Here is a 19182-nt window from a genome sequence, read left to right as displayed (position 1 = left end):
GGTTTAGAATTTCTTACACTTTGATGATTGTTTGTAAGTTGTCTCCTTGCATATACTTTGAGTATTCAGATGATTAACACAATTGTTTGTACTGCTTGCTATGACAAAGGAGGAACAGCGATGCTTTCATTCACAATGGAGGAATATCAGGATCGTTTAAGAAAAACAAAACAAAGGATGGAGGCATCAGGAATTGAAGTTCTCCTAATAAGTGATCCTGCCAATATGAATTATCTAACAGGGTATGATGGCTGGTCCTTTTACGTTCATCAGCTGGCTGTGGTGATTATTGATGAACCGCAGCCCCTTTGGATTGGTCGATCACAGGATGCGAATGGAGCAAAGCAAACCGCTTGGTTACATCATGATCACATTATTCCCTACCCTGAGGAATATGTTCAGTCTTTAAGTAAGCATCCAATGGATTTTGTTGCACAGTTTTTAACGGAAATTGGCCAAGGAAACCGAGTAGTAGGAGTAGAGATGGATCAGTATTATTTCACAGCCTCTTGCTACCAGCATTTAAAACAGCATCTGCCACTTGGACAACTAAAGGATGCGACGAATGTAGTCAACTGGGTGCGACTCATTAAGTCTGATCAAGAAATTGAATACATGAAACGGGCAGCGCGCATTGTTGAACGCTCTATGCAGGCAGGAATGGATGCTATCGGAGTGGGAGTCCGTGAATGCGATGTTGCAGCAACGATTTATCACACACAAATATCAGGGACAGAGGAGTACGGCGGAGACTATCCTGCGATCGTTCCACTGCTTCCATCAGGAATCAAAACATCTTCACCCCATTTAACGTGGACAGACGGGACCTATAAGCAAGGAGAAACGGTTATCTTAGAAATCGCAGGATGCTATAAGCGGTATCATTGTCCGCTTGCTCGCACCCTTGTTGTCGGTCAACCAGACCCACACATTTCTGAGCTTTCAAAGATTGTGATTGAGGGATTAAATGAAACCCTTGATGCAACGAAACCAGGTATGACCTGTGGAGAAGTTGAAGCGGTTTGGCGAAAGAGCATTGCCAGGCACGGATTGGATAAAGAATCAAGGCTTGGCTACTCAATGGGGCTGAATTACCCTCCTGACTGGGGCGAGCATACAGCAAGCCTTCGAAGAGGAGATACGACGATTCTCCAAGAAAACATGACGTTTCATGTGATTCCAGGTATGTGGTTTGATCAATTTGGAGTTGAGATTAGTGAATCCATTCGCCTGACGAAAAATGGGTGTGAGACCTTTGCAGAGTTTCCAAGAGAACTTGTTTGTAAGCAACCGGATATTCACACGGCATCGTAAATAAAAGAAGGCTTGATTCAAGCCTTCTTTCATATGGAATGATAACGAGGGGAGAGGTTAGATGAGTCGTTTTAATGAGGCACGAATCGGTACAAAAGCTGTTTGGGGTGGAGAGAAGGAGTATTTAGTTCATGGCGCTACACAAGTCCCGGTCATTCCGAGTGTAGCTTTTGGCTATGACGATATGGACGAATGGTATGACGTGGCGATTGGAAAGAAAAAGGGGCATATCTACGGACGAAATACAAATCCCACGGTACAAGCTTTTGAAGATAAGGTGAAGTTGCTTGAAGGAGCGAAAGCAGGGACTAGCTTTTCGACTGGAATGGCAGCTGTTAGTAATACGCTTTACACCTTCTTAGTACCAGGAGATCGTGTGGTAACGATTAAAGATACGTATGGTGGGACAAACAAGCTATTTACTGAATTTCTTCCAAGGCTTCATATTGAGGTTGTCTTTTGCGAAACAGGTAATCACGAAGAAATTGAAGAGGAAATTGCAAAAGGATGTAAACTCCTGTACCTTGAAACACCAACTAATCCAACCGTAAAAATAACAGATATCAAGCGTACAGCTCAATGTGCAAAAGACTCGGGGGCCCTTGTGGTTGTGGACAATACATTCGCGACACCGATTAACCAAAATCCACTAACTCTTGGAGCGGATCTAGTCATTCATAGTGCCACTAAGTTTCTTGGCGGACATGCAGATGCGCTTGGGGGAGTAGTGGTTGGTAATGATGAAGCATTGGTAGAGGCAATCTATCATTACCGTGAGATTAATGGTGCCACAATGGATCCGTGGGCTGCCTACTTATTACTCAGAGGAATGAAAACATTGGATTTGCGTGTGAAACGTCAGGCTGAAAATGCGATGAAGCTGGCAACATTCCTTGAACAAAGTGATTTGGTCGAGTCTGTATTTTATCCGGGGCTCATTACTCACCCCAATCATGACATTGCCAAAAGTCAGATGAAGGGATATGGAGGGATGCTGAGTTTTGCTGTAAAAGGTGGCATTGATACGGTACGTGAGCTATTGCCAAGGCTTGCATTTGCCAACCGGGCGGCAAATTTAGGCTCCGTCGAAACAACCGTTGGACCTGCTCGAACAACGAGTCATGTGGAATGCACGCCAGAGGAACGTGCGGCGATGGGCATTGCAGAAGGGCTCATCCGTGTATCCTGTGGGATAGAAGATTCAGAGGACATCTTGGCTGATTTTAAACAAGCACTCGAGTCGGTAAATGCTACAATTTCAACGAATTAAATGAACATAAATGATAAGAGGATGAGCCTGGGACATAACTCAAAATAAGCGAGAAAATGGCGAATGATTCAATGAGCGAATCATTCGCCATTCGTATTTCTATGTATCGAGCGGAGGGAGAACCTGAGACTCCTACGGAACAGAACGCGGTGAAGACACTGTAGCGGCGCTTTTCCGCGAAAGGGGCTGAGGCCGTTCCCGTGGAAAGCGAAGGATTCTCCTGTAGCGGATATCTTGCTATTTTCGTGTTTTCGTGAGCGATTTACTGTTATGTCCCAGTCCCGTCCTTTTTATTGTGAGTGAAATGACTGTTATTTTTACATTTGCGCTCTTACAATGACACGAATTGGTTGACGCATAAGGAAGAGCGATGTAAACTATCAATAAATCCTTTACCTCGCTATTGATTTAGCGAACTAAAGCAAAATCGTGTGATATACTGAAAATAAGATGAATCGATACATAGTGGGGTGCGAATATTGTCAAAGTTATTCATGTTTGAGAAACCTCTTGGCATGAGAGACACGTTGCCAGAGCTGTACGAAACAAAAACGTATTTACGAACTGAGATTGTAAATGAAATGAAACGTTGGGGGTATCAAATGGTTGAGACACCAACGGTTGAATACTACGATACAATTGGAGCCAAATCGGCCATTTTGGATCAGCAGCTGTTTAAGTTAATGGATAAACAGGGCTATACCTTGGTGCTTCGTCCAGATATGACAGCACCGATAGCACGACTCGTTTCTTCAAGCTTAAATCAAACAGCTTATCCTATTCGTTTAGGCTATCATTCTAATTTATTTAGAGCGCAGCAATACGATGGCGGTCGTCCGGCGGAGTTTGAGCAGGTAGGAGCGGAATTAATCGGTGATGGTTCAGTGAGTGCCGATGCTGAAACCATAGCTCTTTTAATTGAATCGTTAAAGCGGACTGGATTACAGCAGTTTAAACTGGCGATTGGCCACGTTGGATTTGTTGATGCACTGCTTCTTGAAATCGTTGGAAATAAGGAACGCGCAGAGGTACTTCGCCGTTTTCTTTATGAAAAAAATTATGTTGGGTTCAGATCGCATGTAAAAGGACTTCAGCTTTCTTCTATTGATAAGAAAAGACTGTTCGGCTTACTTAAGCTTCGTGGTGGAAATGAATTATTTGAAGAGGCTTGGAAGCTCGTTGAATCCGAACAAGGCAAAGCAGCGCTTGAGGAACTTCAAGAGCTGTGGTCTGTACTAGAGGAATATGGACTAGACTCGTTTATCACGATTGATTTAAATCTTGTGCTTCATATGAGCTACTATACTGGCACCGTTTTTGAAGTGTACAGTCAGGAGCTTGGCGTTCCGCTTGGAAGTGGAGGGCGCTACGATGAATTGCTACAGCAATTTAACCGTCCTGCACAAGCGATTGGCTTTGGTATTCGCTTAGATCTGTTAGCGGAGGCTGTTGGACAAATTGCTCCGACCAAACAACGGACATGTGTGATCTTTAGTCGAGAAAGACGAGCGGAAGCAATTGGTCAGGCACGTCAGTTAAGAGAGGAAGGGCAGGTCGTTGTTCTTCAAGATTTAAATGGAATTGCAAATGTTGATCAAATGAGTGAGGAATACGATGAAATCCTTTATGTCATTGGGAAATCCAAGCAAGGAGGTCAAGCTGATGAGTGATTCGTTAACAATCGCAATGCCAAAGGGCCGTATCTTTGAAGAAGCCTTGGACCTTCTGCGTAAAGCGGGCTACCAGCTTCCTGAAGAGTTTGATGATTCACGAAAGTTAATTATTGAAGTTCCCAAAGAAAATTTACGATTCATCTTAGCGAAACCAATGGATGTGCCAACCTATGTAGAGCATGGTGTGGCAGATGTTGGTGTGGCAGGAAAAGACGTCATGATTGAAGAAGAACGTGATGTGTACGAGGTGCTTGATTTAAAAATTAGTGAATGCTATATGGCTGTTGCAGGCTTGCCGGGTTATCAAAAGCAGGAAATTAACCCAAAGGTGGCCTCAAAGTATCCAAATCTAGCTGCTCATTATTTTAAAAAACAAGGTGAACAAGTAGAGATCATTAAGCTGAATGGATCCATCGAATTGGCACCTCTTATCGGACTAGCGGATCGAATTGTCGATATCGTTTCATCAGGTCAAACGTTAAAAGATAATGGGCTAGTCGAGCTTGAAACCATTGAGCCAATCACATCTCGGTTTATTGTGAACCCTGTAAGCTACCGGATGAAAGCAGAGCAAATTGATCGAATGGTAGAGCGGTTATTTGATGTGGTAGAGGGGGAATAACGGGTGAAGATTCAAAGAGTAGATCGATCCACAACGTTTAAGCGAACGATAGAGGCTGGAAAAGAAAAGGAACAACAAATTGTAGAATCAATTATGAAGGACGTTCGAGATCATGGAGACGATGCATTGTATCGCTATACCAAGGAGCTAGACGGGGCGGAACTCACTCAGTTAAAGGTTGATCCTAAAGAGCTTGAGGCAGCGTATCAACACCTTCAACCTAACGTAATCGAAGCGATTCGTGAAGCGATCCAGCGAATTCGAGATTTCCATCAGAGACAAGTGACACAGTCTTGGATGACAACAAAACCAGATGGCGTCATTCTTGGACAAAAGGTCACACCACTTGACCGAGTGGGTGTCTACGTACCGGGTGGAAAGGCCGCTTATCCTTCAAGCATTATGATGAATATCATTCCGGCTCAAGTATCAGGCGTGGAAGAGATCGCGATGGTTTCACCGGCACAGAAAGATGGCAAACTCCCCGCTGGAGTCCTTGTTACTGCGAGTGAACTAGGCGTTAAAGAGATCTATAAAATTGGTGGGGCTCAAGCGGTTGCAGCACTAGCCTACGGAACGGAATCAATTGCCCCAGTTGATAAGATTACCGGTCCAGGGAATATCTATGTTGCGCTTGCCAAGCGTGCAGTATATGGCGTTGTGGACATTGATATGATCGCAGGTCCAAGTGATATTACCGTCTTAGCGGATCAAACAGCGATTCCTTCTCATGTTGCAGCTGATCTTCTCTCGCAGGCAGAACATGATGAACTGGCAACGGCCATTTTAGTAACAGATTCAGAGAAATTAGCAGAAGAGGTTTCCGAGCAGGTTGAGCTTCAGCTGCAGACCTTACCAAAAGAAGCCATTGCGCGCGCATCGATTGAAGGTCAAGGGGTAATCTATGTGACTCAAAACCTAGAGGAATCAATTAAAACAGTCAATCAAATTGCGCCTGAACATTTAGAAATCATTGTTCAGAATCCAATGGAGCAGCTAGGAAAAATTCGTCATGCTGGTGCTATTTTTATCGGTCCATATACTACGGAACCAATTGGAGATTATTTTGCAGGACCAAACCACGTGTTACCAACCGAAGGAACGGCTCGTTTTTCAAGCCCATTAAGTGTAGATGACTTTGTGAAAAAATCGAGTGTGCTCTCCTATTCCAAAGAAGCATTAATGGCACAGGCAGATGCGATTACAACACTTGCCAGATTAGAAGGATTAGAGGCTCACGCACGTGCGGTAGAGATTCGATTAGGAGATGAACAAAATGACTGAAGAAACACGCAATGCCAGTATTGAGCGTAATACGGGAGAAACCCAAATCAAGCTAGATCTTAATATTGACGGAGAAGGCACAACCACACTTGATACAGGGGTGCCTTTTATGAACCATATGCTGGACCTTTTTGCAAAGCATGGTCAATTTGATTTGTCTGTTCAGGCGAATGGTGACACCGATGTGGATGATCATCACACAACAGAGGATATTGGAATTTGTCTTGGGCAGGTTGTGAAGGAAGCATTAGGTACAAAAAAAGGGATTAAACGTTACGGAAACGCCTTTATCCCGATGGATGAAACGTTGGCTCAAGTGGTTGTGGATCTTAGTAATCGTCCACACTTAGAGTTTAGAGCAGAGTTTCCTTCCCAAAAAGTAGGGACATTTGATACAGAGCTTGTTCATGAGTTTTTATGGAAATTTGCGTTGGAGGCACGAATGAATCTGCATGTGATTGTTCATTATGGTCACAACACACACCACATGATTGAAGCTGTATTTAAAGCATTAGCACGTGCATTAGATGAAGCAACAATGATTGACCCACGTGTAAAAGGAGTCCCTTCGTCGAAAGGAATGTTGTAGATGATTGGAATAGTTGACTATGGCATGGGCAATTTGCATAGTGTCTCAAAAGCAATGGAGCGAATTGGTCTGCCTTACCTCATTTCAGAGGAAATAGAGGAGCTTGCTAAAACGGACGGCTTGCTTTTACCCGGTGTTGGTGCGTTTCCGGATGCCATGGAGATTTTAAATGAAACAGGAAAAAGCGAGTTTCTTAAACAATGGGCAGCAGAGGGGAAGCCATTGATGGGCATCTGTCTTGGGATGCAGCTGTTGTTTGAAGAAAGCGAAGAACATCGACAAACTAAGGGATTGGGATTATTACCTGGAAAAGTGACTAAGTTTACAGGGGTAACGAGTGAAGGTGCGAGTTACAAAATTCCACATATGGGATGGAACCAGCTCCAGTTTCATAAGGATCATGCCATTCTTCAAGAAGTTGATGCGGGGTATGTTTACTTTGTACATTCGTACGCAGTACAAACAGAAGATGAAGACATCCTGGTTGCAACTTCTGACTACCATCAGGACGTTCCTGCCATTGTTGGAAGAGGCTCTGTTGTCGGTACGCAATTCCATCCGGAAAAAAGTAGCCAGGTCGGCATGGAATTACTAAAGAACTTCGGACGTTTGGTTGAAAAAGGGGTGAAACAATTTGACTGAATTCATTATTTATCCAGCAATTGATATGAGGGACGGGAAATGTGTTCGCCTGGTCCAAGGGGACTATGACCAGGAAACGGTGTATGGAGATTCGCCGTTTGAAATGGCGAAATCGTTTGCTCAAGCTGGAGCGAAGTGGATCCATATGGTTGATCTTGACGGAGCAAAAGCGAAAAAACGCGTGAACCATGAATATGTTATCCGTGTGGCAAAAGAATTAGATGCCTCAGTACAAATCGGTGGAGGCATTCGTTCGGCTGAAGATGTTGCTTATTATTTGGAGCGCGATGTAGACCGAGTGATCCTCGGGAGTGTCGCGGTACAAAATCCAAATTTCACAAAAGAGATGCTTGCTACATATGGTGGGGATCGAATTGTCATTGGAATTGATGCGAGAGATGGATATGTGGCAACGGAGGGATGGCTTGAAACATCTGAAGTAAAAGCAGAGGATCTCGCTCGTGAAATGGTTCGTTTTGGTGCAAAGACGTTTATTTTTACCGATATTGCACGCGATGGGATGTTGTCAGGACCAAATACAGAAGCCATTGAAGCATTAGCATTAGCGAGCGGTGCAAAAGTGATAGCATCAGGTGGAGTCAGTACACTCGCAGATTTAGATGAACTGGCAGCGAAGCAATCATCGGGGATTGATGGGGCAATCGTTGGAAAAGCCTTATATACCAATCAATTTACGCTTGAAGAAGCCCTGGACAGAAAGGGGTAGTTGGATGCTGACCAAACGAATTATTCCATGCTTAGACGTGAAGGAAGGGCGAGTTGTAAAAGGCATTCAATTTGTCGGCTTACGAGATGCTGGAGATCCAGTTGAACTTGCTGCTTTTTACGATGAACAAGGTGCAGACGAGCTTGTGTTTCTTGATATTTCTGCCTCTCATGAAGGTCACGAGACGATGATTGAGGTAGTTGAAGAAGTAGCTGGAAAACTAGCAATTCCTTTTACCGTGGGCGGTGGCATTCGCACACTTGCTGATATGAAACGTGTGCTGCGTGCAGGAGCGGACAAGGTTTCCTTAAACACAGCAGCTGTTTTAAGACCGGAATTAATCAAAGAAGGTGCGGACTTCTTTGGAGCCCAATGTATTGTGGTTGCCATAGATGCAAAATACGATGCTGACCTTAAATCCTGGCGTGTTTATACACATGGTGGACGAAAAGCAACCGATTGGGACGTCTCAGAGTGGGCCAAACATGTTGTTACACTTGGTGCAGGTGAAATCCTGCTAACGAGTATGGATCAGGACGGAGCGAAAACAGGCTTTGATCTTCCACTTTTACAAAAAGTAAATGAAGCGGTCACCGTACCTGTTATTGCATCAGGTGGAGCAGGCGGCAAGGAACACTTTTTAGAAGCCTTCCATGAGGGACAGGCTGATGCCGCACTTGCAGCGTCTATTTTTCATTATAAAGAAACATCTGTAGCAGAAGTGAAAAGCTATCTTAAAGAGGAAGGGCTGTCCATTCGATGAATCTAGAATCCATTCAATATGACGTGAAAGGTCTTGTGCCAGCCATTGTTCAAGATGCAGCAAGCAAAGAAGTATTAACTCTTGCGTACATGAACGAGGAATCATTAACTAAGTCACTTGAAACAAGAGAAACCTGGTTTTACAGCCGTTCAAGGCAGGAGCTGTGGCATAAAGGTGAAACCTCTGGAAACACTCAGAAAATCCAAGATATTCGTTACGACTGTGATAAGGATGCATTACTCGTGCTTGTTACGCCAGAAGGCCCGGCATGTCATAAGGGCACATACACATGCTTCTCTTCTTCATTAGATGAGCAGGAGGTAGCTGTTAGTGAAACGAGCTCGGTAACTATTCTTACGGAACTTGAACAAATCATTGCCGAAAGAGAAGCTGAACGACCAGAGGGAGCCTACACGACGTACTTATTTGAAAAGGGAGTCGATAAGATCCTGAAAAAAGTAGGCGAGGAATCAGCGGAAGTGATTATAGCGGCGAAAAACCGTGATCGCGAGGAGCTAACAAACGAAGCTGCGGATCTTTTGTATCACCTGTTTGTTTTACTCAGAGAACAGAAGGTGTCATTTAGCGAAGTAACAGATATTTTAAAGGAACGTTCGTAAATAATGTTAAAGAGGTCGAGGCATAACATGAATGTAGCTAAGTAAAAAAAGAATATAGCAACAAATCCGCTGCAGGAGAATCCCTCCCTTTCCGTGGGTACGCGAAAACCCACCGTTTCGGTGTCTTCACCGCGTACTATTCCACAGGAGTCTAGGGTTCTCCTTCCGCTTGTTGTGTTAAAACAAAAATGGCGAATGATTCGGTTGCAGAATCATTCGCCATTTTTTAATTGATTACGTTCTGTTTCAAATCTCTAATTATTACTCTACTCTTCCAGCAGTAGATGAGCTTGAATTTGATTTTCTGCTTTCGAATTCTTCACGAGTGTAGACATCATCTACATTCATGTTAAACTCTACAAGCTCAAGTCCAGTCATGTTATGGATATTTTTGCTTACACTTTCTTTTACTTCACGGTAAATGCTTGGAATGTTCTTACCATATTCCACATAGACCTCAATGTCGATCGCAACTTGTTTTTCCCCGACATCAGCGTGGATACCTTTAGTAATCTTTTCATCGCCGCCAAATGTTTCTCTCACTCCTTGGAACAGGTTGCCGCTCATTCCTAGGATTCCTGATACTTCATTTGTGGCAAGTGCCGTAATTTTTTTGATGACTTCATCATCATAGGTTAGCTTTTCACGGTTTGTTTGCTCTGTTGATTGTTGCTCTTGTTCCTTTTGTAATTGTGCATTTGTCTTTTCAGTTGATTTAATGTTTGTTTCCATCTCTCGCATCTCCCTTTGTTGTTAATCTCTTCGGCTAAATAACGCCTGGATGTAGGTACTTACATCTAAGTCTCCATCTATCCACTTTCCAATGACGTAACCAATTAAAACAAATAGTGCAACGGCCACTGTATATCCGAAGCCAATCGTCAAATACAAAATACTGAAGACGATGGCAATCAATAATCCTAGAATGCGCCCACGATAGCGCATGAAGGTTTCAGGATTCATTACGCTTCCTCCTTATATGACGCGTTCCCGTTTCTTTGAAGTGTACGGTTCATTTTCCACAGCAATTTTCACTTCTTTAACAGGGATCTCTAACCACTTCTCAAGCTCTGTTTTTATCGTTTCTTGAAGTTTTTTTGCGTTTTCTTGTACTGGGCTTGTCCCAAACGGCGTATAACGGACATTGATCAAAATTTGCTGAGATTTTGATAGAATATTCGCATCGACTTTGACCGATCTAAGCCCGTCAAATCTTCTAATGATCGTTAGCACCGTTGATTCAATGGATGCTTTTGATATTCCGATGACTCCGATATCAGTCGGTGCCACATACTTAGAATCAGAAGATCGTTTCATTTTGAATGCCTGGATTAAGAAGATTAGGGATAACAACCCGATGAAACTAAGTATCCCAATGATGATCCAAAACCCTTCATTCGCTTGTTGAGCATCTAGCCAAGCATTAATTGGGTCATACGTGTCTGTTACAGTGAGTAGAACACTTGCTGTTAATAGAAGTGTGAGTAAGGCATAAACGCCTAAAACAAATCGAATGAACAGATTCACACGTTCGCATCCTTTCTACATAAAGCAAATCACATCTCTAAAAAAAGGATAGCTTTATCTATTTGTGTCGAATCTTGAGAGGGTGCACCATCTCTGACCATCATATTCCTTAACTTTTATAAACCGAAACATGGAAATGATTGTGTGAATAGTAGGGATGTTTCAAGTTATTATAGACTCTGGAAAGATTCTTCGTTTAATTGTCAATCGCTTCTCTCCCATTTTTCATACAGATGATGTATACTGGACAAGCACATAGAAGACATCTGGAGGGAAAGCAGTCTATATGGATGTATCGGTTTATCGAAAAAAACAGACCAATGTAATCCCATTTCTACAAAATGGAGATTACTTCTTTCATAGAGGCATTGATGCCTACAAAAAAAAGAATTTAAAGCGTGCCGTCACGTTGTTTGAACGAGCGGTCAAGCTAACAGATAAAGAACCTGTGTTTCAAATTCAATTAGCTGCTGTATTGTCAGAGCTTAGTGAATATGAGCGTTCAAATGATATTCTTCGTGCTGTGTTAACCGAGACGAGTGATTATCCTGAATGCTACTTTTTTATGGCCAATAACTATGCTTATTTAGGTCAGTTTTTGTTAGCTGAGCAATCAGTAAAAACGTATTTAAAAGAGACTACAGCTGAATCTCGCCTTGAGGGTGCTGAGGAGTTACTGGAAATGCTTAAGGAAGAAGAACTAGCAATGGAGGATGAGTCAGAGGAGATTGAAAGCCTGATTTCTGGCCATACTACAGCTGGATCTTTTCTAAAGCAAAACAAGCCAGAACAGGCTATTCCGGTTTTAAAAGAGATGGTAGAGGATTATCCAAGCTGTTGGGCAGCCTTTAATCATTTAGCTGAAGCCTATTTTAGATCTGGGCAAATTGGTAAAGCCTTTACTATATCAAAGCATGTGCTTACCGAAGATAAAGGCAACCTGTTTGCTTTATGTAATCTTGCTTTATTTAACCTGGAGCTAGGTGAAATGAGTGAAGCAAAATCCTATGCGAAGGTGCTCACTCAGGTCTATCCAATGGACACAGATCATTATTTAAAATTAGCGCGTGTACTTTGTGCGTTAGGGGAGTATCAGGAAGCTGAAAGACGTTTAGCAGAAGTGGATACACTTACCTTTGATCTTGATCCTGAGCTGTATGATTGCCTTGGAGTTGCCCAGTTCCAACTTGGAAAACAGGAACGAGCGATTTCTTTATGGAAAAAGGCGATCAAAAAAGGACATACTGAAACAGAAGAAAGATTGGCAGATCTTGCGCACCCAGAAAAAAGCGAGGTCAGCTTCCGTCTATGGCCACAAAGTATATGAGCAGATCAATAGACACTTTAGATTGATTTGGATACGATAGACACACATACGTTCTAACGTGTATTTTAGGAGGGTACGAACCATGAGTGAAGAAACCATTTATGATGTTATTATTGCCGGAGCAGGACCTGCAGGGATGACTGCAGCTGTCTATACATCTCGTGCACAATTAAGCACATTAATGCTTGAGCGAGGTGTTCCAGGCGGACAAATGGCCAATACAGAAGAAGTTGAAAACTATCCTGGTTTTGATCATATTTTAGGACCGGATCTTTCAACTAAAATGTTTGAGCACGCAAAGAAATTTGGTGCCAAATATGCATATGGAGACATTAAGGAAATTATAGATGAAGGCGACACAAAACGCGTCATTGCAGGATCAAAAGAATACCGCGCTCGAGCTGTGATCGTTACAACTGGAGCCGAGTATAAGAAAATTGGCGTACCTGGTGAAAAAGAGCTAGGCGGACGCGGCGTATCCTACTGTGCGGTTTGTGACGGAGCGTTCTTCAAAAATCGTGAGCTTGTCGTCGTAGGTGGAGGAGACTCTGCAGTAGAAGAAGCGGTTTACTTAACGCGATTTGCTTCAAAGGTTACTGTTATTCACCGTCGTGATGAATTACGTGCTCAAAAGATCTTACAACAACGTGCTTTTGATAACGACAAAGTTGAATTCATCTGGAATCACGTTGTTACTGAGATAGATGAAGAAGGCGGCAAAGTTGGAAGTGTCAAACTGAAAAACACAAAAACAGACGAAGTCTCTGAGTTCAAGACAGACGGCGTATTCATTTACATTGGCTTGCTTCCATTGAATGAAAGTGTGAAGAACCTAGGTATCCTGAATGAAGAAGGATACATTGTGACAAATGAAGAGATGGAAACAAAAATCCCTGGTATTTTTGCAGCTGGAGATGTCCGTGAGAAATCTCTTCGTCAAATTGTTACAGCAACTGGTGATGGAAGTGTAGCAGCGCAAAACGTGCAACATTACATCGAAAGTCTTGCTGAAAAAGTCAATCCGTGACGAATTGCCAAACTGTTGTATAAAAAGTAGTCATAAAGACGGTATGAATTAGTCAATTTTCTAAAATGGACTAATGCTGAAACCCTTGCGCGCCAAGGGTTTCGTAATTCCTTCTTAATCATTCTGTAACAATCATGAAATATATAACTGTTACAATATGTTTAAGTAATTGACCCCCTTTTTATATATCTTTAGCACGAGCTTTTGAAGCTCGTGCCCTTTTTTTTGTCAAATCCTTTAATTCGTCCCTTGAATAATTGTAGCAGTCCTAAAATAAATGTATACTTATGATGTATAGACAATGAGGTGATCGAATTGCAAAGGGTTACAAATTGCGTACTTGTAACAAATGATCAAGTATTGCTTCTTCAAAAGCCGAGTCGTGGCTGGTGGGTTGCTCCAGGTGGGAAAATGGAGTCTGGAGAATCAATTAAAGAATCATCTACTAGAGAAATTAGAGAAGAAACAGGCTTATCCGTTAGTCATCCAGAATTAAATGGTGTGTATACCATTGTAATAGAAGAAAACAACGAGACAGTTTCAGAGTGGATGTTGTTTACATTTAAAGCAGAAGCTTATTCAGGTACATTGCTCGAGCAATCTCCTGAAGGAAAATTAAAATGGTGGCCGTGCGAAGAGGTAGCTCATCTGCCAATGGCTGCGGGAGACAAGTTCATTATTGAACATGCATTAAATGGTAAAGGCGTTCAGTATGGAACGTTTTATTACACTCCGGATTATAAGCTATTACGGTCACGCCTAGACCCAGCTGCACAAACGAAGCCAGAATAGGAAAAGGGTGTTGATGAATGGGAGAGACAGAACAAACCATTGAGATTGTCATAATTACGGGAATGTCAGGAGCGGGGAAAACCGTTGCTGTTCAAAGCTTTGAGGATTTAGGTTATTTCTGTGTTGATAATCTTCCTCCTGCACTGCTTCCCAAATTCATGGATTTAGTTGAAGGTGCAAGTGGAAAGATGAATAAAGTAGCGCTTGTCATGGACTTACGTGGACAGCGTTTCTTTGATCATTTATTTGAGGCAGTTGATCAATTAAGTCATAGTCATATGAAACCAGCCGTACAGATTTTGTTTCTTGAATCAAAAGATAACAAGCTGGTACAACGATACAAGGAATCAAGAAGAACGCATCCTTTAGCCAAAAATGGTTTGCCACTTGAAGGCATCCGTCTTGAGAGAGAAATGCTTGAAGAGTTAAAAGGACGTGCTCAACTGATTATTGATACAACGGATTTAAAGCCGGTGGAATTACGCGAGCGTCTCATCCGTCGTTTTTCTTCTAATGCTAGACAATCCTTTTCAATCCAGCTTGTTTCCTTTGGATTTAAATATGGCATACCGATTGATGCAGACCTAGTATTTGATGTGCGATTCTTGCCCAATCCACACTATATTGAGCATATGCGTCCACAAACAGGCCTGGATGAAGAAGTGTCGTCCTATGTACTTAAGTGGTCTGAAACTCAGCAGTTTGTTGACAAATTAACGGACCTGCTTGATTTTATGCTTCCGCAATACAAAAGAGAGGGCAAAAGCCAGGTTGTTATTGGAATCGGCTGTACAGGTGGTCAACACCGCTCCGTTACACTGGTAGAGCATTTCGCAAAACAATTCGAGGCGGATTATGAGGTTCATGCAAGCCACCGCGATATCGCGAAACGAAAGGTTCTCAACCTGTGAGTAAGAATGTAGTTGTCATTGGAGGCGGCACGGGTTTATCGGTTTTACTTCGCGGTCTCAAAACGTTTCCGGTTAATATAACGGCTATTGTAACTGTAGCCGATGATGGCGGAAGCTCAGGCATATTACGGAAGGAATTAGATATCCCACCGCCAGGAGACGTGCGAAACGTGTTAACCGCATTAGCCGAAGTGGAACCGCTGGTTGAAGAGCTTTTTCAGCATCGGTTTGAAAATGGAAGTGGCTTATCAGGTCATTCATTAGGGAACTTGCTTCTAGCTGGTATGACGTCCATCACTGGTGACTTTCATCAAGGCATTGTTGCTGTCAGTCGAGTGTTAAATGTACGCGGAACAGTTCTTCCAGCTGCGAATCAGAGTATCGTACTTCATGCAGAGATGGAAGATGGTTCAATGGTTACGGGTGAATCAAAGATTCCAACAGCCCGTAAGCCGATTAAGCGTGTCTTTTTAACACCTGAAGTGATTGAGCCCCTACCTGAAAGTCTTGAAGCAATTAAGAATGCAGACCTTATTGTACTTGGTCCGGGCAGCTTATATACTAGCGTATTACCAAACCTACTCGTACCAGGTATTGTGGAAGCGATTCGGGCATCCGACGCTAGAAAAATGTATATCTGCAATGCAATGACTCAACTAGGTGAGACAGATGGATATTCTGCTGCTGATCACCTATATGGACTGATTTTTCATTGTGGACCTCATTTGGTTGATGACATCCTGGTAAATGGTTCAATTATCTCTCAAAACGTGCGAGCACGATACGAGGAAGAGATTGCCTTTCCAGTGACGGTTGATCATGAACGACTACAAGAGATGGGTGTTAACATAATCTGTGATGACTTTGTGTTAGAGCAGGACGGCCAATTAAGACACAATGCAAAAATGGTATCAGAGGCCATTCTTCGATCAGGGAGCTTGGATGTGCCCCTGACTTAAATTAGATTCATCTGAAAGGGGGGGACAAGATGTCTTTTGCAGCTAAAGTAAAAAAAGAATTAACTCAGCTTGATCCTGCGACTCCACAAGCTTCTGCTGAGTTGGCTGCTCTCGTTCGTATGAATGGTTCACTATCGTTTGCCAGGCAGCAGGTCGGTTTGGATATTACCACCGAAAATGCTGCAATTGCCAGACGAATCTACACTTTATTAAAACAATTGTTTCCAGACATTTTTATCGAGCTGCTTGTTCGGAAAAAAATGCGATTAAAAAAGAACAATGTCTACTTGGTAAGAGTATCACGAGGGGCGAAACCTCTAATGGAGACGTTAGGGATTATCGGTGAAGGATTCACGCTGATTCGTTCGGTTACACCTGACTTCCTTCATACGGAACAACGTAAACGAGCGTACTTGCGGGGAGCTTTTTTAGCGGGTGGTTCTGTGAATCATCCGGAAACATCCTCCTATCATTTAGAAATTTTTTCTTCATCAGAGGAACATAATCAATCGTTATGTGAATTAATGAACGAATATGGATTGCGAGCAAAGCCACTAGAACGAAAAAAAGGATATATTGTATACATTAAAGAAAGTGAGAAGATTACAGAGTTCTTAAGTATTATAGGTGCGCATCAGGCGTTGCTTTATTTTGAAGATGTTCGTATTTTAAAGGATATGAGGAACTCTGTAAATCGACTGGTGAATTGCGAAACCGCCAATCTGAACAAAACGGTAGGTGCGGCGCTTAGACAGGTTGAAAACATCCGGTTGATCCAGCGGACGATCGGTTTGGATCAGCTGCCACCGAAATTAAGGGACATTGCTACGCTTCGATTAACTCATCAAGACGTGACGCTAAAAGAACTTGGGGACATGCTTGAAGGTGGTAAAGTGAGCAAATCTGGGATTAATCACAGATTAAAGAAGATTGACGAAATTGCCGAAAAGATCCGATCAGGAGATATGATAAATAGCTGAATATATTTTAATCAAAGGGGGACTCGTTATGCTTAAGTCGGAAGTAAAGGTTGCCATTAAAGGAGGCCTGCAAGCAAGACCAGCAGCCATGTTTGTACAAGAAGCGAATCGTTTTACATCCGTAGTGAACATTGAGAAGGATGGAAAGGTAGCAAACGCAAAAAGCATCATGGGTATTATGAGCTTAGCCATTAGGCAGGATGCCACAATTGTGATTAGTACAGATGGACACGACGAACAGGAAGCATTAGATACGCTAGTTGATTATATTCAGAACGCTTAAGGGAGAAGCAGCCATGGGGGCTGCTTTTCTTTGTTTGTGGAGAAGGATGATTATAGTTAATTAATGTGGTATTGAACGAACTCGCTCCCAAGCTGTTCGGCAGGCTTTCCCTAGGAAGAGGAATTAGATAGTAGGATTTGGGTATCCATGTGCGGAGGAGTGAACACGCTCCCGAGCTGGCCGACACGCTTTCCTAGGGAAGGCGTTGAACTAATTCTGGCTATGCCAGAATCATTTCAACCTTGCCTTTTCTTCTCTTAGGAGTCGGTCGGCCATCTCGTCCGCTTGGTGTGGAGGTTCTGAAATTAACTTGATTTGCTCAAAAAGCAGTGGAATGCGCGAAAAAGCGGGGGGCGTGCTCAAAAAGCAGCAGAATGCGCAAAAAATTAGGGTTCGTGCTCAAAAAAGCTGTAGAATGCGAGAAGAAACCGGGTGCGTGCTCAAAAAGCTGTGAAATGCGCAAAAAACCCGGGTGTGTGCTCAAAAAGCTGTGGAATGCGCAAAAAAACGAGGTCTGTGCTCAAAAAGCTGTGGAATGCGCAAAAACCCAGGGTATGTGCTAAAAAAGCTGTGGAATGCGCAAAAAGATAGAACCTTCTGATACGATGCTAGCTCACCTAAAACTTCAGATCCTAGCTAATCCCAGCACCCACGACCATACCACACAAAAAAAGCAGCCACATGGGCTGCTTTTTTTTCGTTCTTATTTCTGATCAGATGGTGAAGAGATGACTTGGTCGATTAGACCGTATTCTTTCGCGCGTTCAGCTGTCATGAAGTTATCACGATCTGTGTCACGAGAGATGATGTCGATAGATTGACCAGTGCGCTCTGATAGGATTTCGTTTAGTTTCTCACGCATTTCGATGATACGACGAGCGTGGATTTCGATATCAGACGCTTGACCTTGTGTTCCACCTAGTGGTTGGTGAATCATGACTTCACTGTTAGGTAGAGCAAGACGTTTACCTTTTGCTCCGGCTGCTAGTAGGAATGAACCCATAGATGCAGCCATACCGATGCAGATCGTTGATACGTCTGGTTTGATGAAATTCATTGTATCGTAGATTGCCATACCAGCTGTAATGGAACCACCTGGGCTATTAATGTAAAGTGAGATATCTTTGTCTGGATCTTCTGCTTGTAGGAATAAAAGCTGGGCAACGATTGAGTTTGCTACGTTATCATCGATTGCACTTCCTAGCATAATGATACGATCTTTTAAAAGACGAGAGTAGATATCGTACGCGCGCTCGCCGCGGTTTGTTTGTTCAATAACTGTAGGGATGAGATTCATGGATCATTCCTCCTGTGAAATGTAATTTAAATTCATTTTACTGTTTGTCAGCTCTTTCATTGCTGTTATGTACATCATACCTATTAGGTCAGAGAAGGTCAAATAAAAACCACTCTACACATATACATTCCCTATTCATTGCGTAAATCCTCTATTCATCATTTCCGTTTCTAAAAGAAGTTAAACCGTTAGATATAAAAACCTTGTTTGGTATACTGTGGATAGGAGTACAACTAAGGGGGGATTGTCCGTGGAAATTATATTCTATACAAAGAATCAATGCTCGTTATGTGAGAAAGGGAAAAAGGTGTTAGATCAATTAGACCTCCACTATCAATCCGTTGATATTTATCAAGATGACGCGTTGCTTGAAACCTACATGTTTCGTATTCCTGTCGTGACGGTTAATGGACAAGTTGCCGATGAAGGAATCCTTTCATACGATACGTTAAAGGAAGCAATCCATTCTGCCACGCATATCAACGATTCATTTAATAAAAAAAACTAAGGTAAAAAACTTGTCATATTCGTGAACGATTGGTATGATGACCTTGTGGCAAACGTTTCGTACGCAT

At 42.6% G+C, this 19182-nt stretch carries 22 protein-coding genes; 18 read left to right on the top strand and 4 right to left on the bottom strand.

Going from position 1 to position 19182, the window contains the following annotated elements; all coding sequences use genetic code 11:
- Positions 1–120 precede the first annotated feature (120 nt).
- From NSQ54_15845 to hisIE, 10 genes are all read left to right on the top strand, one after another.
- The gene (locus NSQ54_15845; GenBank protein WYP25777.1) at positions 121–1314 is read left to right on the top strand and encodes a M24 family metallopeptidase; all 1194 of its coding nucleotides are present in this window, start codon (positions 121–123) and stop codon (positions 1312–1314) included.
- A gap of 61 nt (positions 1315–1375) precedes the next feature.
- A complete protein-coding gene (locus tag NSQ54_15840) occupies positions 1376–2584 on the top strand; it encodes a cystathionine gamma-synthase family protein (GenBank protein ID WYP25776.1) in 1209 nt (402 codons plus the stop codon).
- Positions 2585–3063: 479 nt separating this feature from the next.
- Positions 3064–4254: an ATP phosphoribosyltransferase regulatory subunit gene (locus NSQ54_15835; protein ID WYP25775.1), complete on the top strand. Its 1191-nt coding sequence runs from the start codon at positions 3064–3066 to the stop codon at positions 4252–4254.
- Positions 4247–4879, top strand: a complete 633-nt coding sequence (hisG, locus tag NSQ54_15830) for an ATP phosphoribosyltransferase (GenBank protein WYP25774.1) — start codon at positions 4247–4249, stop codon at positions 4877–4879. Before NSQ54_15835 ends, hisG begins: the two co-directional genes overlap by 8 nt.
- Before the next feature lie 3 nt (positions 4880–4882).
- The gene (gene hisD, locus NSQ54_15825) at positions 4883–6163 is read left to right on the top strand and encodes a histidinol dehydrogenase (protein WYP25773.1); all 1281 of its coding nucleotides are present in this window, start codon (positions 4883–4885) and stop codon (positions 6161–6163) included.
- On the top strand, positions 6156–6752 hold the full coding sequence (hisB, locus tag NSQ54_15820; protein ID WYP25772.1) for an imidazoleglycerol-phosphate dehydratase HisB: 597 nt from the start codon (positions 6156–6158) through the stop codon (positions 6750–6752). The genes hisD and hisB overlap by 8 nt, the downstream gene beginning before the upstream one ends.
- Positions 6753–7394: an imidazole glycerol phosphate synthase subunit HisH gene (gene hisH, locus NSQ54_15815; GenBank protein ID WYP25771.1), complete on the top strand. Its 642-nt coding sequence runs from the start codon at positions 6753–6755 to the stop codon at positions 7392–7394.
- Positions 7387–8121, top strand: a complete 735-nt coding sequence (hisA, locus tag NSQ54_15810; protein WYP25770.1) for a 1-(5-phosphoribosyl)-5-[(5-phosphoribosylamino)methylideneamino]imidazole-4-carboxamide isomerase — start codon at positions 7387–7389, stop codon at positions 8119–8121. The genes hisH and hisA overlap by 8 nt, the downstream gene beginning before the upstream one ends.
- A 4-nt stretch (positions 8122–8125) precedes the next feature.
- Positions 8126–8884: an imidazole glycerol phosphate synthase subunit HisF gene (gene hisF / locus NSQ54_15805; GenBank protein ID WYP25769.1), complete on the top strand. Its 759-nt coding sequence runs from the start codon at positions 8126–8128 to the stop codon at positions 8882–8884.
- Positions 8881–9504 (top strand): bifunctional phosphoribosyl-AMP cyclohydrolase/phosphoribosyl-ATP diphosphatase HisIE, encoded by a 624-nt coding sequence (gene hisIE / locus NSQ54_15800; protein WYP25768.1) that lies wholly within the window; start codon positions 8881–8883, stop codon positions 9502–9504. Before hisF ends, hisIE begins: the two co-directional genes overlap by 4 nt.
- Positions 9505–9765: 261 nt before the next feature.
- On the opposite strand, the gene NSQ54_15795 is transcribed toward hisIE, so the two are convergent.
- From NSQ54_15795 to amaP, 3 genes are read right to left on the bottom strand one after another with little or no spacing between them, the layout of a single operon-like run.
- Positions 9766–10236, bottom strand: a complete 471-nt coding sequence (locus tag NSQ54_15795; GenBank protein WYP25767.1) for an Asp23/Gls24 family envelope stress response protein — start codon at positions 10234–10236, stop codon at positions 9766–9768.
- Between the two features lie 21 nt (positions 10237–10257).
- The gene (locus NSQ54_15790; protein ID WYP25766.1) at positions 10258–10467 is read right to left on the bottom strand and encodes a DUF2273 domain-containing protein; all 210 of its coding nucleotides are present in this window, start codon (positions 10465–10467) and stop codon (positions 10258–10260) included.
- Positions 10468–10479: 12 nt separating this feature from the next.
- Entirely contained in the window at positions 10480–11031 is a 552-nt protein-coding gene (amaP, locus tag NSQ54_15785) for an alkaline shock response membrane anchor protein AmaP (protein WYP25765.1), read from the bottom strand.
- A 286-nt stretch (positions 11032–11317) separates the two neighbouring features.
- On the opposite strand from amaP, the gene NSQ54_15780 reads away from it, so the two are divergent.
- The 7 genes from NSQ54_15780 (at position 11318) to NSQ54_15750 (ending at position 17310) form a co-directional block, all read left to right on the top strand.
- Positions 11318–12358 (top strand): tetratricopeptide repeat protein, encoded by a 1041-nt coding sequence (locus NSQ54_15780; protein WYP25764.1) that lies wholly within the window; start codon positions 11318–11320, stop codon positions 12356–12358.
- 82 nt (positions 12359–12440) lie between these two features.
- On the top strand, positions 12441–13385 hold the full coding sequence (gene trxB, locus NSQ54_15775) for a thioredoxin-disulfide reductase (protein ID WYP25763.1): 945 nt from the start codon (positions 12441–12443) through the stop codon (positions 13383–13385).
- 315 nt (positions 13386–13700) lie between these two features.
- Positions 13701–14177: an 8-oxo-dGTP diphosphatase gene (locus tag NSQ54_15770; GenBank protein WYP25762.1), complete on the top strand. Its 477-nt coding sequence runs from the start codon at positions 13701–13703 to the stop codon at positions 14175–14177.
- 17 nt (positions 14178–14194) lie between these two features.
- Positions 14195–15088 (top strand): RNase adapter RapZ, encoded by an 894-nt coding sequence (gene rapZ / locus NSQ54_15765; protein ID WYP25761.1) that lies wholly within the window; start codon positions 14195–14197, stop codon positions 15086–15088.
- Positions 15085–16047 (top strand): YvcK family protein, encoded by a 963-nt coding sequence (locus NSQ54_15760; GenBank protein ID WYP25760.1) that lies wholly within the window; start codon positions 15085–15087, stop codon positions 16045–16047. Before rapZ ends, NSQ54_15760 begins: the two co-directional genes overlap by 4 nt.
- A gap of 29 nt (positions 16048–16076) precedes the next feature.
- Positions 16077–17027 (top strand): DNA-binding protein WhiA, encoded by a 951-nt coding sequence (gene whiA / locus NSQ54_15755; protein ID WYP25759.1) that lies wholly within the window; start codon positions 16077–16079, stop codon positions 17025–17027.
- Between the two features lie 28 nt (positions 17028–17055).
- Positions 17056–17310, top strand: coding sequence for an HPr family phosphocarrier protein (locus NSQ54_15750; protein WYP25758.1), 255 nt, complete (start codon positions 17056–17058; stop codon positions 17308–17310).
- A 703-nt stretch (positions 17311–18013) separates the two neighbouring features.
- Here NSQ54_15750 and clpP read toward each other — a convergent pair.
- Positions 18014–18607 carry an ATP-dependent Clp endopeptidase proteolytic subunit ClpP gene (gene clpP, locus NSQ54_15745; GenBank protein WYP25757.1) on the bottom strand — a complete coding sequence of 198 codons (594 nt, stop codon included), beginning with the start codon at positions 18605–18607 and terminating at the stop codon, positions 18014–18016.
- 250 nt (positions 18608–18857) lie between these two features.
- On the opposite strand from clpP, the gene NSQ54_15740 reads away from it, so the two are divergent.
- Positions 18858–19115 (top strand): glutaredoxin family protein, encoded by a 258-nt coding sequence (locus NSQ54_15740; protein WYP25756.1) that lies wholly within the window; start codon positions 18858–18860, stop codon positions 19113–19115.
- The last annotated feature ends 67 nt before the right edge of the window (positions 19116–19182 follow it).

The organism is Alkalihalobacillus sp. FSL W8-0930 (genome assembly GCA_037965595.1).
GTDB lineage: Bacteria > Bacillota > Bacilli > Bacillales > Bacillaceae_D > Alkalicoccobacillus.
Note: the sequence above shows the minus strand (reverse complement) of the source record. Positions and strands in the feature narration are given on the sequence as shown.

Coding starts and splice junctions, on each gene's coding strand:
- NSQ54_15795 (WYP25767.1), bottom strand. CDS start 10,236: ATGGAAACAAACATTAAATCAACTGAAAAGACAAATGCACAATTACAA.
- NSQ54_15790 (WYP25766.1), bottom strand. CDS start 10,467: ATGAATCCTGAAACCTTCATGCGCTATCGTGGGCGCATTCTAGGATTA.
- NSQ54_15750 (WYP25758.1), top strand. CDS start 17,056: ATGCTTAAGTCGGAAGTAAAGGTTGCCATTAAAGGAGGCCTGCAAGCA.
- NSQ54_15780 (WYP25764.1), top strand. CDS start 11,318: ATGGATGTATCGGTTTATCGAAAAAAACAGACCAATGTAATCCCATTT.
- hisG (WYP25774.1), top strand. CDS start 4,247: ATGAGTGATTCGTTAACAATCGCAATGCCAAAGGGCCGTATCTTTGAA.
- trxB (WYP25763.1), top strand. CDS start 12,441: ATGAGTGAAGAAACCATTTATGATGTTATTATTGCCGGAGCAGGACCT.
- NSQ54_15845 (WYP25777.1), top strand. CDS start 121: ATGCTTTCATTCACAATGGAGGAATATCAGGATCGTTTAAGAAAAACA.
- whiA (WYP25759.1), top strand. CDS start 16,077: ATGTCTTTTGCAGCTAAAGTAAAAAAAGAATTAACTCAGCTTGATCCT.
- NSQ54_15840 (WYP25776.1), top strand. CDS start 1,376: ATGAGTCGTTTTAATGAGGCACGAATCGGTACAAAAGCTGTTTGGGGT.
- hisB (WYP25772.1), top strand. CDS start 6,156: ATGACTGAAGAAACACGCAATGCCAGTATTGAGCGTAATACGGGAGAA.
- hisF (WYP25769.1), top strand. CDS start 8,126: ATGCTGACCAAACGAATTATTCCATGCTTAGACGTGAAGGAAGGGCGA.
- hisH (WYP25771.1), top strand. CDS start 6,753: ATGATTGGAATAGTTGACTATGGCATGGGCAATTTGCATAGTGTCTCA.
- clpP (WYP25757.1), bottom strand. CDS start 18,607: ATGAATCTCATCCCTACAGTTATTGAACAAACAAACCGCGGCGAGCGC.
- rapZ (WYP25761.1), top strand. CDS start 14,195: ATGGGAGAGACAGAACAAACCATTGAGATTGTCATAATTACGGGAATG.
- hisIE (WYP25768.1), top strand. CDS start 8,881: ATGAATCTAGAATCCATTCAATATGACGTGAAAGGTCTTGTGCCAGCC.